The organism is Sphingomonas bacterium (genome assembly GCF_903642285.1).
Classification (GTDB): Bacteria; Pseudomonadota; Alphaproteobacteria; order Sphingomonadales; family Sphingomonadaceae; genus Sphingomonas.
The window spans coordinates 1-12,993 of sequence record NZ_CAHJWJ010000020.1 but is presented as its reverse complement, the minus strand read 5'-3'; the positions used below and the strand labels follow the sequence as shown (position 1 = coordinate 12,993).

13 protein-coding genes and 1 tRNA gene are annotated in these 12,993 nt (G+C 64.7%); 5 read left to right on the top strand and 9 right to left on the bottom strand.

All coding sequences use genetic code 11. The features are described from left to right. Positions 1 to 310: 310 nt before the first annotated feature. A tRNA-Arg gene (locus HUU99_RS10895) sits at positions 311 to 387 on the top strand. Positions 388 to 467: 80 nt separating this feature from the next. On the opposite strand, the gene HUU99_RS10890 is transcribed toward HUU99_RS10895, so the two are convergent. Then, positions 468 to 728 (bottom strand): SWIB/MDM2 domain-containing protein, encoded by a 261-nt coding sequence (locus HUU99_RS10890; protein ID WP_174286612.1) that lies wholly within the window; start codon positions 726 to 728, stop codon positions 468 to 470. A gap of 393 nt (positions 729 to 1,121) precedes the next feature. Further along, on the bottom strand, positions 1,122 to 1,310 hold the full coding sequence (locus HUU99_RS10885) for a hypothetical protein (protein WP_174286611.1): 189 nt from the start codon (positions 1,308 to 1,310) through the stop codon (positions 1,122 to 1,124). 279 nt (positions 1,311 to 1,589) lie between these two features. Here HUU99_RS10885 and folE point away from each other — a divergent pair, with 279 nt between their 5' ends. The 3 genes from folE to HUU99_RS10870 are packed head-to-tail and all read left to right on the top strand — an operon-like array spanning position 1,590 to position 3,311. Beyond that, positions 1,590 to 2,213, top strand: a complete 624-nt coding sequence (gene folE, locus HUU99_RS10880) for a GTP cyclohydrolase I FolE (RefSeq protein WP_174286610.1) — start codon at positions 1,590 to 1,592, stop codon at positions 2,211 to 2,213. A 5-nt stretch (positions 2,214 to 2,218) separates the two neighbouring features. Beyond that, complete coding sequence (locus tag HUU99_RS10875; RefSeq protein WP_174286609.1) at positions 2,219 to 2,968, top strand: SDR family oxidoreductase; 750 nt, start codon at positions 2,219 to 2,221, stop codon at positions 2,966 to 2,968. Beyond that, entirely contained in the window at positions 2,961 to 3,311 is a 351-nt protein-coding gene (locus HUU99_RS10870) for a dihydroneopterin aldolase (RefSeq protein WP_174286608.1), read from the top strand. The genes HUU99_RS10875 and HUU99_RS10870 overlap by 8 nt, the downstream gene beginning before the upstream one ends. A 958-nt stretch (positions 3,312 to 4,269) precedes the next feature. Here the strand turns inward: HUU99_RS10870 and leuA are convergent. The 6 genes from leuA to miaA all read right to left on the bottom strand — a co-directional run bounded on the left by leuA (position 4,270) and on the right by miaA (position 11,728). Further along, a complete protein-coding gene (gene leuA / locus HUU99_RS10865; protein WP_174286607.1) occupies positions 4,270 to 5,928 on the bottom strand; it encodes a 2-isopropylmalate synthase in 1,659 nt (552 codons plus the stop codon). Positions 5,929 to 6,143: 215 nt separating this feature from the next. Next, on the bottom strand, positions 6,144 to 6,779 hold the full coding sequence (locus tag HUU99_RS10860) for a YceI family protein (RefSeq protein ID WP_174286606.1): 636 nt from the start codon (positions 6,777 to 6,779) through the stop codon (positions 6,144 to 6,146). A gap of 307 nt (positions 6,780 to 7,086) precedes the next feature. Continuing rightward, positions 7,087 to 8,106, bottom strand: coding sequence for a ketol-acid reductoisomerase (ilvC, locus tag HUU99_RS10855; RefSeq protein ID WP_174286605.1), 1,020 nt, complete (start codon positions 8,104 to 8,106; stop codon positions 7,087 to 7,089). 155 nt (positions 8,107 to 8,261) lie between these two features. After that, entirely contained in the window at positions 8,262 to 8,777 is a 516-nt protein-coding gene (gene ilvN, locus HUU99_RS10850) for an acetolactate synthase small subunit (RefSeq protein ID WP_174286604.1), read from the bottom strand. 194 nt (positions 8,778 to 8,971) lie between these two features. Continuing rightward, positions 8,972 to 10,729 (bottom strand): biosynthetic-type acetolactate synthase large subunit, encoded by a 1,758-nt coding sequence (gene ilvB, locus HUU99_RS10845; protein WP_174286603.1) that lies wholly within the window; start codon positions 10,727 to 10,729, stop codon positions 8,972 to 8,974. A gap of 72 nt (positions 10,730 to 10,801) precedes the next feature. Continuing rightward, on the bottom strand, positions 10,802 to 11,728 hold the full coding sequence (miaA, locus tag HUU99_RS10840; protein ID WP_174286602.1) for a tRNA (adenosine(37)-N6)-dimethylallyltransferase MiaA: 927 nt from the start codon (positions 11,726 to 11,728) through the stop codon (positions 10,802 to 10,804). Here miaA and serB point away from each other — a divergent pair. After that, a complete protein-coding gene (gene serB, locus HUU99_RS10835; protein WP_174286601.1) occupies positions 11,721 to 12,605 on the top strand; it encodes a phosphoserine phosphatase SerB in 885 nt (294 codons plus the stop codon). The genes miaA and serB overlap by 8 nt on opposite strands. A gap of 125 nt (positions 12,606 to 12,730) precedes the next feature. Here the strand turns inward: serB and HUU99_RS10830 are convergent. Then, on the bottom strand, positions 12,731 to 12,993 hold a 263-nt coding region (locus tag HUU99_RS10830), incomplete at its 5' end, for an SPOR domain-containing protein (protein WP_174286600.1).

Genomic DNA, 12,993 nt, shown 5'->3' with positions numbered 1-12,993 from the left:
CGGAAGTCGATGGGACGCACGAAAGCGCCGGCTGAACCGACGTTGGTAGCCGTGCGCTAGGTGCAAATGAGATGCGCGCCAGGCGCGCAGGATCGAGCCGCGATCAGGCCCCGGTGCCCGGCGGCCCACGCGTGCCTTCAACGCCGAACACTTGGATCGGCCGATTCGGGGGATGAGAGGCGGCAAATAGAGAGAACGAGGGGCGAACAGACTGTGCCAACAGTTGTGCCAACTCGAACCGTGTCACGCTGCGCGTTTCGCGCGTTTCGCGTTGACCTGTAACCCGCAGAAACCTAGGGTTTCTGCCGATGTCCCCGTAGCTCAGCCGGATAGAGCGACGGTTTCCTAAACCGCAGGCCGGTGGTTCGAATCCACTCGGGGACACCAGTTTCGCCGCAGGCGTCGCTTGGCAACAATGGGTGACGAGATGGAGCGGGGGCGCGGCGTGCGCTGCCCCCGCCGGCCGGTCAGGCCTTTACGTGCTGCGAGATATACTTGTTCATCTCGAACATCGTGCATTTGTCGCGACCGAAAACCTTCTTCAGCTTCTCGTCGGCGAGAATTTCGCGCTTGTTCTCGGGATTCTGCAGCTTGTGCGCCTTAATATAGTCCCACACCTTGCTGATCACCTGGCTGCGCGGCAGCTTTTCGTTGCCGACGATCGCGCCAAGCTCGGGGGAGGGCTGGACCGGGGCGTGAATGCCACCCGTCTTCGTAGTGGTAGCCATCGCATTCCTTCCTGTTGTCGCCGGCGGACCCGGCCTCTCTGGACTCACGCCTTACCGACGTGCCCGTCTTTTGCGCCGCCTTTTCGCGGATGTCACTCTCTGTATCGCCTTGCCGCGTGCCGTGCGGGGGTCTCGCCCGGCACGCGGCAAGGTGCTGGTCAGAACTTGAACCCTACCGCTACGCCGTAGCGCCGCGGTTCCAGCGTGAAGATGTTGGTGAACAGTCCCGAAGACTGGTCGGTCACATATTGCCCGGTGACCGCGTTGTTGTTCGTAAGGTTCTGGACGAAGCCGCGGACATAGAAGCAATCGTCGCGCGCATTCAGATGAACCTGCGCGTTGATGACCTCATACCCTTGAATGCGGTCGATATTCTGGTTGAAGATGCTGGCGTCAAAGCGGCATGTCGTTGACCGCGATCCCGGTCGCGGTATCGCAGGTCGTACCGGTGCACAGATCGCCGATGCCGCGGATCGTGAAGCTGGAGGTCGTGAAATTCGTTTTCGTGAAGGTGATGTTGGGCAGCGATTGCTGCAGCGCCAGCGGATTGACGATCTGCTGCTTTTCCAGATTCTGTACCATGGCGGGTGTAACCCCGAGCAGCATGAACGCAGTTGCGGCGAGCAGTTCGGACGTCTTAATGCTAGCATCCCCTCTGCTCCGCGTCCGCTTTGTGCCGGATCGTCGGATTTCGTCATTCGAGTATGGAGAGCTGCGCCGTGATGACCGGATCGTCAATCGTTTTTTCGGCTGAGTTCTGCGGGCCAGGCATGGAGTTGCCGGAATGAGACAGTTGCAGATTAGAACTTATGGATTGGTGGACGGCGGTAACCATGGCGGTCTTGCGCGCAGGTCCGCGCGATGAACGCGAACGACGTTTCGCCCGATGGAGCTGGCTCACCCGGGCCGGCGAATGCCATCGCGGTCCCGGCGGAGGTAACCGATGCGATAAAGACGCTGATCCGCTGGGCAGGCGACGATCCCGATCGCGAAGGGCTGATCGACACCCCGCGCCGCGTGGCCAAGGCCTGGCGGGAATATTGTTCGGGCTATGGCGATCACCCCGAGCACCATCTGGCGCGTGTGTTCGAAGAGGTCGGCGGCTATGATGAGCTGGTGCTGCTGCGCGATATCCCGTTCCAGTCGCACTGCGAACACCATATGGCACCGATCATCGGGAAGGCGCATATCGCCTATCTGCCGCGCGACCATGTCGTCGGGATCTCGAAACTGGCACGCGTGCTCCACGCGTTCGCGCGTCGGCTGCAGGTCCAAGAGCGGCTGACCGCGGAGGTGGCCGATTGCATCTGGGAAAATCTCAAACCCCATGGCGTCGCCGTCGTCATTGAGGCGAGCCATGCCTGCATGGCCGCGCGCGGGGTGCGAACGCCTGGCGTATCGATGGTGACGAGCCGGATGATGGGCGTCTTTCGCGAGGACGAACGCAGCCGCAAGGAAGTGCTGGCGTTGATGCGGGGATCGTAACCAGCATGGCGCGAACCATATTGGTAACCGGCGGAGCCAAGCGCCTGGGGGCGATCCTAACGCGGCGGCTGGCTGGCGACGGGCACAATGTCGTGATTCATTATGGTTCGTCGTGCAAAGCGGCGCGGACCTTGGCCGACGATATCGGCGCGGTTGGGGTCGTGCAGGGCGACCTGGCCGATACCGGCGCGATCGACGATCTGTTCGCTCGATCGCGTGCGGCGGCGGGCGGGGCGATCGACGGTCTGGTCAATTGTGCCTCCACGTTCGCATACGACACGCCGCCGGTGCTCGATCCCGGCTTGCTGGCGCGCTTATATGCGATCGGGCATTCGTCCCCGGTGTTGCTGGCGTCCGCAATGGCACGACAGGACGACATCGCCGACGGCGCGGTGGTCAACATTCTCGATCAGAAAGTGTCGAACCTGAATCCCGATTTCTTTTCCTACACCGCGGGCAAGATCGCGCTGGCGGGCGCGACGACGATGCTGGCTCAGGCGATCGGCCCCCGCATCGCGGTCAACGCGGTCGCCCCCGGGCTGTCCTTGCCGAGCGGCGACCAGACCGAGGGCGAATTCCGGGCGGTGGCGAGCGAGAACTTGCTTCATCGCCCGGTCGACCCCGGCGACATCGCCGCTGCGGTGTCGTTTTTGATGACGGCGCATGGAGTGCATGGCCAGACGCTGTATGTCGATTGCGGCCAGCGCTTCCTGCGGCGCGACCGCGACGTGATGTTCGAGCGTGCCCGTGGCTGAGTTCACCACCATCCTCGACGACCTGACCGTCATGATCCGCCTCGGCATCCACCCGCATGAGGTCGAGCCGCAGCGTGTCACCATATCGGTTCGCATGACGATCGATTATTCCGCGCCATTAGGTGAAGACTCGATCGACCAGGTGCTCGATTACGACTTCGTCCGCGCCGGCGTCCTGACCTTGGCCCGAGACCGCCGCTTCGCGCTGCAGGAGACGATGTGCGAGACGATCGCGGCATTGTGCCTCGACGACGCCCGGGTGCGGAGCGTTACGGTGCGGACGGTGAAGACCGATGTCTATCCCGACGCGCGGATCGGTTGCGAGGTGGTGCGAGGGCGGTAGGCGTGGTTTGGCGGAAAGCGGACGTTTGCATGCATTGTTAGAGCGTGTTCAGGTGGACTGGTATGATAATCCAATCCTTGGGACCCATACAGAAACTGACTTTGACTCTCTCAGGACTTTCGGGCACAAACCATCCGCTAATCTAGTATTGACCGGTTTTCGCAAATTCCGGATACGCGCTGGGATCGTTATTCTTCAAGCATTCTGAAAGCGCAGCTTGGAATGGCTCGTAAGATACCCTCTCACCGATTGGGTGTGTTCGGACCCAAGCCGCCTCCGGCGTATAAAAAAGTACGAAGAAAATAATCGTGAAGACGGCAGCACCTACAGCGCTGATGCCTATCAATCGGTGCCTCACATCCCAATCTCCCGCTAATTGTCATCTTACGATAGTACGGGCGATGTCTGCAACTGGGCGTTAGCGGTCATCACCTCGCCATCGGTTTACTAACCAACGGACACCGAAGCCTATCGGAACTGTAACCCCAGCAGTCGGGAGGATGACTCCAAGCCAGAAGCCCCGGTGACACTGCACGTCGGGCATGCAGTCGCCCAGACTGGCTACAAGAACCGACAGGCCGAAAACGGGCACGCCGAACACAGCGGCAAGGGCACAACCCCATTTGCCGCCTGTCGTGCCGCCGCCCCGATAGCCTTCACTCATATGGGCAAGCTGAACCACTGACCGCTGTCGGGCAACGCCTTTCGCACAGCGACTACCGGATGTGGGCGAAAATTGCCGTTAGCTGATCAGCAAATCCTAACTCAATTGGTGCAAAAGCGAGCGCCAACCCTGTCCTACAACGCCCGTTCCATGCCACAGCTTGCGTCGTAACCGCCGCGCTCTTTCCAATCGTCGACATCCTCAATGGCCTTTGCGCGCGTCTTTCGCGCGAAGTGGAGGATGGGGCATGGCACGCCTCCACTTCCTCCACTTCCGCGGTATAAGTCGCTGACGTTACACCCGGTTCGCCGCGCTCAGCACCGCGCGCACGCTGGCGGTCGCGATGTCGGTGTCCAGCCCCACACCGAACACCGTCCGCCCCTCCGCCGTCCGGCATTCGACATAGGCCGCGGCCTGTGCGTCCGCGCCGTGGCCGATCGCGTGTTCGCTGTAATCGACGACGTCGAGCACCGGCCCGGTGCTATCGCCGAGCGCGGCGATTACGCCCGAAATCAGGCCGTTGCCGCGCCCGGCGATCGATCGTTCCTCGCCGTCCACCGCAACGCGGCCGACGAACAGGCGCTGGCCGGCGGTGCCGCTTTCCTCGTAGTCGCGCAGCACGAAACGGTCGGCGGCGCGCGGCAGATAGGTGGCTTCGAACCGGCTCCAGATGTCCACGGCGTTCAGTTCGCGGCTGGTCTCGTCGGCCATCGCCTGGACGTGGCGGCTGAAATCGGCCTGCAGCCGCTTGGGCAGTTTCAGCCCCTTGTCCTGTTCGATCACCCAGGCGACCCCGCCCTTGCCGGATTGCGAATTGACCCGGATCACGGCTTCGTAGCTGCGGCCGAGATCGGCGGGGTCGATCGGGAGGTAGGGAACCTCCCACAGCGTATCGTTGCGCGCTCCTTGCGCGGTGAAACCCTTCTTGATCGCGTCCTGATGGCTGCCCGAAAACGCGGTGAAGACCAGTTCCCCCGCATAGGGCGTGCGCGGGTGGACGGGCAGGTTGGTGCAATAGGTGACGGTGTTGACGACCGCATCGATGTCGGACAGATCGAGCGCCGGATCGACGCCTTGCGTGTACATGTTCAGCGCCAGCGTCACCAGATCGCAATTGCCCGTGCGCTCGCCATTGCCGAGTAGGCATCCTTCGATCCGGTCCGCGCCCGCCATCAGGCCAAGCTCGGCCGCGGCGACGCCGGTCCCGCGGTCGTTGTGCGTATGAAGCGACAGCAGGACGGCGTCGCGGTTGCGGATATGCCGCCCGAACCATTCGATCTGATCGGCATACACGTTCGGCGTCGCGCATTCGACGGTGGCGGGAAGGTTCAGGATCAGCGGGCGTTCGGGGGTCGGCCGGAGGACGTCCATGACCGCCTCGCAGACCTCGACCGAGAAATCGAGTTCGGCGGTGGAGAAGGTCTCCGGGCTGTATTCGAACCGCCAGTCGGTACCCGGCCGCTTCGCCGCCTCGTCGCGCAGCACCTTGGCACCGTCGATCGCGATCTGCTTCACCTCCGTGCGGCTCATGCCGAACACGATGTTGCGCCAGGCGGGGCTGACCGCGTTGTACAGATGCACGATCGCGGTCTTCGCGCCGTCCAGGCTGGCGAAACTGGTTTCGATCAGGTCGCGGCGCGATTGGGTCAGGATCTGGATCGTGACGTCGTCGGGAACGCGATCGGAGGCGACGAGGCTGGCGATGAAGTCGAAATCGGTCGCGCCGGCGCTCGGGAAGCCGACCTCGATCTCCTTCAATCCGATCTTGACCAGCAGATCGAACAGCCGAGTCTTCTTTTCCGCATCCATCGGATCGATCAGCGCCTGGTTGCCGTCGCGCAGATCGGTGGAGAGCCAATGCGGTGCCTTGACGATGGTCCGCGAAGGCCATTGGCGGTCGGGCAGGTCGATCGGGGGGAAAGGACGGTATTTGGACGAAGGATCGCGCAGCATGGTTTTGGTCTCTCGGCAAATTCGGGAGCGGCAAAAACCCTCAGGCGCGGTGTGCGGGGTCACCCGCACGGTCGAACGGCGCGCCTAAGGGCGCGTAAGTCGAAGGAACGAGAGGCGGCGACGCGTCATATGGATAATATTACCCGGTCGCGACGCAGCTTGTCCAGTGCGGTCATACCGCCGGACGGGCATGCCTTCCGGCGGCGTGTCGTCGTTCACTGCTTCTCGAACGCCGCATTGACGATCAGCACGGTATCGTCCGACACCATCGGGACATATTTGGTGACGCCGAAGTCCGACCGCTTGATCGTGATCCGACCGAGAAAGCCGACCGACGCCTTCTTGCTCATCGGGTTGGTGCCGGCACCGAAGAAGCGAGCATATAAGGCGACGGGCTTGGTCACGCCGTGGAGCGTCAACATACCCTCGATCATGGCACCGGGCCCCCGGGTATGAACCGCGGTCGATTTGAAGACCGCATCGGGATATTTCGCGGTGTCTAGCCAGTCGGCGCTGTTCAATTCCTCGGTCAGCTTGCTGCTGGTGGTCTGGACGCTCCTGGTCGGAATCGTGACCGTGACCGTTGCGCTGTCCGGCTTGGCGGGATCGACCGTCAGAATGCCGCTGCCGCCCGAAAAGGTACCCGCGAACGGCGAGATGCCCATGTGGCTGACGCTGAACGTCACCTGGGTGTGGTTGGGCTCGACGGCATAGGTGCCGGCGGCGACGTCCGTCGGCGAACCGTTGCCATGGAGCTGATCGGGCATCGCCATCTGCGCGGCGAGCGGGGCGGCACCGGCGCAGGACAATGCCAGCGTGGCGGCGAAAGCGGTGGTGAGGACAGTGCGCATGAAGATATCTCCCTGTTGACGACGTGCGGACTAGCCGCCTTCGATCGCGGCGGTAACCGCGGAAATCGGCAATGCTGCGTTTCCGGCGGCACTTTGGCCGATCGCAGGGCGCGACAAGCTCGGCGGCCGGCCCAGGCACGCTCGCGCAGATTGGCATTCGCCATTCCTCGCGGATGCCGATAGCGTGGGCGATGGCATACTCAATTCGGACGGTGTGCCGCTCGACCATGCGTCGGTGGAGCGAAGTGAAGCTCCCTGACATCCTCGGTCGGGCGGACGGCCGCTGGGCCGTTCTTTGTCGGCACGCTCAGTTCTTCGCCTTATCGACCAGCGCGTTCTTCCCGATCCACGGCATCATCGCGCGCAACTCGGCACCGACCTGCTCGATCGGGTGCGCGGCGGCGGCCTTGCGCGCGGCCTTCAGTTCGGGCTGGCCGGCGCGATTGTCGAGGACGAAGTTCTTCACGAACCGGCCGCCCTGGATATCGGCGAGGACGCGCTTCATCTCCGCCTTGGTCTCCGCCGTGATGATCCGCGGGCCGGTGGTGATGTCGCCATATTCGGCGGTGTTGCTGATCGAATAGCGCATGTTGGCGATGCCGCCCTCGTACATCAGGTCGACGATCAGCTTCACCTCATGGAGGCATTCGAAATACGCCATCTCCGGCGCATAGCCGGCCTCGGTCAGCGTCTCGAACCCGGCCTGGATCAGATGGGTCAGGCCACCGCACAGCACCGCCTGCTCGCCGAACAGGTCGGTCTCGCACTCTTCGCGAAAATTGGTTTCGATCACGCCCGAACGGCCACCGCCGACACCCGACGCGTAGGCGAGCGCGATGTCGTGGGCGTTGCCGCTCGCATCCTTCTCGACCGCGATCAGGCAGGGGACGCCGCCGCCGCGGACATATTCGCTGCGTACGGTATGGCCGGGACCCTTGGGCGCGATCATGATGACGTCGAGATCGGCGCGGGGCTCGATCAGCCCGAAATGCACGTTCAGGCCATGCGCGAAGGCGAGGGCGGCACCCTGCTTCATGTGTTCGTGATACGCATCGGCGTAGATCGCGGCCTGGTGCTCGTCGGGCGCGAGGAACATGACGATATCCGCCCATTTGGCGGCCTCCTCGTTCGACTTGACCGCGAAGCCCGCATCGATCGCCTTCTTCGCCGTGGCCGAGCCTTCGCGCAGCGCGATGGCGACATCCCTGACGCCGCTGTCGCGCAGGTTCTGCGCATGCGCGTGCCCCTGCGAGCCGTAGCCGACGATGGCGATCTTCTTGTCGGTGATGAGGTTCAGATCGGCGTCGCGATCGTAATAGACACGCATATTCGTTTCCCTTTCTTGCCCTCCCCCTTTGGGGAGAGGATACGGAGGCTAGGCAGCTCGCTGCCTAGCCGAAGTTGGTGAGGGCAGGGACGGTCGCTGTCCTCACCCTTCCGCCGCTACGCGGCTCCCTCCCTCTCCCAAAGGGAGAGGGAATTTCAGGCCGCCCCGCGTCCCCGCGCGATCGCGACGATGCCGGTGCGGGCGACCTCGACCAGGCCGACCTCCGCCATCAGCGCGACGAACGTATCGATCTTGCCGCGACCGCCCGTCACCTCGAACACGAAACTCGATGTGGTCGCATCCAGCACCCGCGCACGATACACCTCGGCGAGGCGAAGCGCTTCGATCCGGTGGTCGCCCGTGCCCGCCACCTTCACCAGCGCCAGCTCGCGTTCGACATGCGGGCCGGCGGTGGTCAGGTCGGTGACGGTGTGCACGGGGATCAGCCGGTCGAGCTGCGCGACGACCTGTTCCAGCACCGAAGGCGAGGCGCTGGTGACAATCGTGATCCGGCTGACCGCCTTGTCCGCGGTAACCTCGCTGACCGTCAGGCTTTCGATATTATAGCCGCGCGCGGTGAACAGCCCGGCGATCCGCGCGAGGATCCCCGGCTCGTTGTCGACGACGACCGCGAGCGTATGCCGCTCGGCCTTTTCCTGCGTGATGTGCATGGTTTACCTGGGAAGATCGATTTTGACCGCGTGGGTCGGGACCGGCAAGCAAACTACAATTAGGGCCGCAATTGTAGCCAGAAGAGAAATTATTCCCCACTTCACGTCACCGCTGGCCAAATCACGATATGTCCTGATGCCGCAAAACACAGCCACTAGGATCATGAGCCACGCTTGAGCTTGTAGCGTTGCCATCACACCAGCGCCTTCGCTTCGTCGTCCATCGTGCCCGACACTTCGTTCGCCTGGAGGATCATGTCGGTATGCGCGGCACCCGATGGGATCATCGGGAAGCAGTTGGCGAGCTGCGCGACGCGGCAATCGACGATCGCCGGGCCGTCATGCGCGAGCATGTCCGCGATGCCGTCGTCCAGTTCGCCCGGCGCGGAGATGCGGATGCCCTTCCAGCCATAGGCCTCGCCCAGCTTCACGAAATCGGGCAGGCTGTCCGAATAGCTCTCCGCATAGCGGCTTTCGTACGTCAGTTCCTGCCACTGGCGGACCATGCCCATATATTCGTTGTTCAGGATGAAGATCTTGACCGGCAGCCGGTACTGCTTCGCGGTCGCCAGTTCCTGGATATTCATCTGGATCGATGCCTCGCCGGCGATGTCGATCACGAGCGCGTTCGGATTGCCGAGCTGCGCGCCGATCGCCGCCGGCAGGCCGTAGCCCATCGTGCCGAGACCACCGCTCGTCAGCCATTTGTTCGGCAACTCGAACCCGAAATGCTGCGCGGCCCACATCTGGTGCTGACCGACCTCGGTCGTGATGATCGGATTGCGGGTATGCGCCGCCGCCCACAAGGCGCGCACCGCGCGCTGCGGCATGATCGCGACGCCGTCCTCGGGGAAATCGAGGCAGCCGCGTGCGCGCCAGCCGGCGATGCGGTTCCACCAGTCGGTCGTGTCGGGCTTCGGGTGCTGGCGCGACTTCCAGATGCGGACCGCATCCTCCAGCGCGTGGCCGACATCCGCGACGATCGGCAGGTCGATCCGCACCGTCTTGTTGATCGACGAACGGTCGATATCGACGTGCACCTTGCGGCTGTGCGGGCTGAACGCGTCGAGCCGCCCGGTCACGCGGTCGTCGAACCGGCTGCCCAGCGCGACCACCAGATCGGCCTGGTTCATCGCCATGTTCGCCTCGTACGTCCCGTGCATGCCGAGCATGCCGAGCCATTGCGGGCTGGAGGCGGGGAACGCGCCCAGGCCCATCAGCGTCGAGGTGACGGGCGCGCCGGTGAGCCGGGCGAGTTCGCACAGCAGCTGGCTCGCGCCCGGCCCCGAATTTATGACGCCGCCGCCGGTGTAGAGGACCGGCCGCTCGGCGGCGGCGAGCATGTCGACCAGCTGCTCGACCGCACCGCGATCGGCCTTGACCTGGGGGCGATACGTCTTGTGCTGGATCGGGCCGGGCTTCGTGTAGCGTGCCGTCGCGACCTGCACGTCCTTGGGCACATCGACCACAACCGGACCGGGACGGCCCGAGGTCGCGATGTGAAACGCCTCGTGGATCACCGAACCGAGGCGCGCCGGGTCCTTCACGAGGTAATTATGCTTGCTGCAGTGGCGCGTGATGCCGACGGTGTCCGCCTCCTGGAACGCATCGGTGCCGATCAGCGCGGTCGGCACCTGGCCGGTGATGACGACCATCGGGATCGAGTCCATCAGCGCATCGGTGATCCCCGTCACCGCATTGGTCGCACCGGGACCGCTCGTAACCAGCACGACGCCGGGCTTGCCGGTCGATCGCGCATAGCCCTCCGCAGCGTGGGTCGCGGCCTGTTCGTGGCGGACGAGGATGTGGCGCAGGCGGCCGCCCGCGACATTGTGGCGGAACAGCGCGTCGTAGATCGGCAGCACCGCGCCGCCGGGATAGCCGAAGACGACCTCGACGCCGAGATCGACAAGCGCCTCGACGAGGATATCGGCTCCACTGCGTTCGGTCACGATGATGCTCCAAAAGTGGCTAACGTTGTCCAGAGCGAGCGCGCTAGCCGTCAAAAAATGTCAGGTCAACCATCAATCTCGTAATAAAACACCAATAACACGGTTTATATCATTGTTTTCTATCGAACGAAGCCATCCTGCCGGTGTTTGATTGCGGAACCACGTCGCCTGTCGCTTCGCATATCGACGCGTATCGTGCTGAAGCGACGACAGGGTCTCGCGCTCGGACAGGGCTCCGGCGAGCAACGCGCCGATTGCCGCCACGCCGATCGCGCGGCGGACGGGCGCGACGGGATCGATATTCGGCCGTGCCAGCAGCGCCACGACCTCCGCCACCGCGCCCTCCGCAAACATCGCCGCAGCGCGCGCGTCGATCCGGTCGGCCAAAACCCTTGGGTCGGGCAGCAGCACAACCGCGCGCAGGTCGATCGAGTCGCCGATCCCGCCGACCCGCTCCGCCTGCCACGTCGCCAGCGGCCGGCCGGTCGATCGTACGACCTCCAGCGCGCGGGCGACCCGCGCCGTGTCGGCGGGAGCGAGGCGGGCCGCGGCGGGCGGGTCCTCGACCGTCAGCAGCGCATATGCTTCGGCGACGGGCAACGCGCGCACGGCGTCGCGGATCGCGGGATCGATCGCGGGCACCGGCGCGATGCCGTCGAGCAAGGTACGCAGATACATCCCGGTGCCGCCGACGACCACGGGCAGCCGCCCGGCCGCGACCGTCTCGTCGATGACGGCTCGCGCTTCCGCCGCCCAGCGTGCAGCGGAATAGGCCGTATCCGCGCCGTCGACATGGCCGAACAGCCGGTGCGGGACGCGGCGCTCGTCGGCGGGCGAGGGGCGGGCGGTCAGGATGCGCAGGTCGCGGTAGACCTGGCTGGCGTCCGCGTTGATGACAATGCCGCCCATGCGCTCGGCGATATCCATCGCCAGTGCGGACTTGCCGCTCGCGGTCGGCCCTGCGATGAGCGCGACCTTGGGGAGATGGGCCTTGTTCATTGCGACGCTGATAGCATCGGATTCGCTGACGGCGGGCGATTCGTCGGCGGCGGCGGATCGGCTGGCGGCGGCGGGTTGCGCGCCCAGCGGAACGTCGTGGCTGGACGCAGATCGCGCAGCGGATATCGGCTTCGCGGGCGATCCGGCCGCGGCGCGGTCCGCGCTGGAGCATGCGTTCGCCGGCGTCGATATCATCGTTCAACCCGTCGTCGGCCGGGAAAAGGCGTTGCTGATCGCCGACATGGATTCGACGATGATCACCGTCGAATGCATCGACGAACTGGCGGATTATGCCGGGATCAAGCCGCAAGTCGCGGCTGTGACCGAAGCGGCGATGCGCGGCGAGCTGGACTTCGCTGCCGCGCTGGACGCGCGGGTTGCGCTATTGGCGGGATTGGCGGACGACGTTATCGATCGCTGCCTGGTGGAGCGGGTGCGGATCATGCCGGGTGCGGTCGCACTGGTGCGGACGATGAAGGCGCGGGGGTGCCGCACGGTGCTGGTCTCCGGCGGCTTCACGCGCTTCGCCGGACCGGTGGGCGAACGGATCGGGTTCGACCGGGTGATCGCGAACGAACTGCTGATCGCGGACGGGCGGCTGACGGGCGCGGTCGCCAGGCCGATCGTCGATTCGGGAACCAAGGCGCGCACGGTGGTGGAAGAGCGCGCGTCGCTCGGGATCGATGCGGCGGCTACGATGGTGGTCGGCGATGGTGCCAACGACCTCGCGATGATCGCCTTGGCGGGGCTCGGGGTGGCGTATCGGGCCAAGCCGATCGTCGCCGCGGCGGCGGGCGCGCGGATCGATCATGGCGACCTGTCGACACTGCTTTACGCGCAGGGGATTTGTCGGGCGGATTGGGCGGGGGTGGGCTGACGTCCGGCGGGACCGTTTTCCTGCGAACGCAGGAACCCAGGGTAACGATTTTCGCCGCTTGTGACCCTGGGATCCTGCTTCCGCAGGAGAACGGGGTAAGCCTTAGGATGGTGTATATTTTAGCGTTAAGGCGCGACCACCACGCACGCCGTCCCCGCCGCAGCGCAGGCGCGCTGCGCGTCCGCCTTGCTCGCGAAACCGCCTGCGAGCAGCCGGGTGACCGCACCCGCCTTGACGTAGGCGGGCTCCGCACCGGCCATATGCCCGCGCATCTTCGCCCATAAAGCCTCCGCATTGCCCCGGTCGCGGAACGCGCCGAGCTGGACCCGCCAGCCGCCATGCGGCGGTTCGGCGCGGGGCGGTGCCGGGCGGGCGGGCGCGGCGACGG

Excerpts from the sequence above, each read along its gene's own strand:
- HUU99_RS10890 (WP_174286612.1), bottom strand. The coding sequence starts at position 728 with ATGGCTACCACTACGAAGACGGGTGGCATTCACGCCCCGGTCCAGCCC.
- HUU99_RS10885 (WP_174286611.1), bottom strand. The coding sequence starts at position 1,310 with ATGGTACAGAATCTGGAAAAGCAGCAGATCGTCAATCCGCTGGCGCTG.
- folE (WP_174286610.1), top strand. The coding sequence starts at position 1,590 with ATGAACGCGAACGACGTTTCGCCCGATGGAGCTGGCTCACCCGGGCCG.
- HUU99_RS10875 (WP_174286609.1), top strand. The coding sequence starts at position 2,219 with ATGGCGCGAACCATATTGGTAACCGGCGGAGCCAAGCGCCTGGGGGCG.
- leuA (WP_174286607.1), bottom strand. The coding sequence starts at position 5,928 with ATGCTGCGCGATCCTTCGTCCAAATACCGTCCTTTCCCCCCGATCGAC.
- HUU99_RS10860 (WP_174286606.1), bottom strand. The coding sequence starts at position 6,779 with ATGCGCACTGTCCTCACCACCGCTTTCGCCGCCACGCTGGCATTGTCC.
- ilvC (WP_174286605.1), bottom strand. The coding sequence starts at position 8,106 with ATGCGTGTCTATTACGATCGCGACGCCGATCTGAACCTCATCACCGAC.
- ilvN (WP_174286604.1), bottom strand. The coding sequence starts at position 8,777 with ATGCACATCACGCAGGAAAAGGCCGAGCGGCATACGCTCGCGGTCGTC.
- miaA (WP_174286602.1), bottom strand. The coding sequence starts at position 11,728 with ATGAACAAGGCCCATCTCCCCAAGGTCGCGCTCATCGCAGGGCCGACC.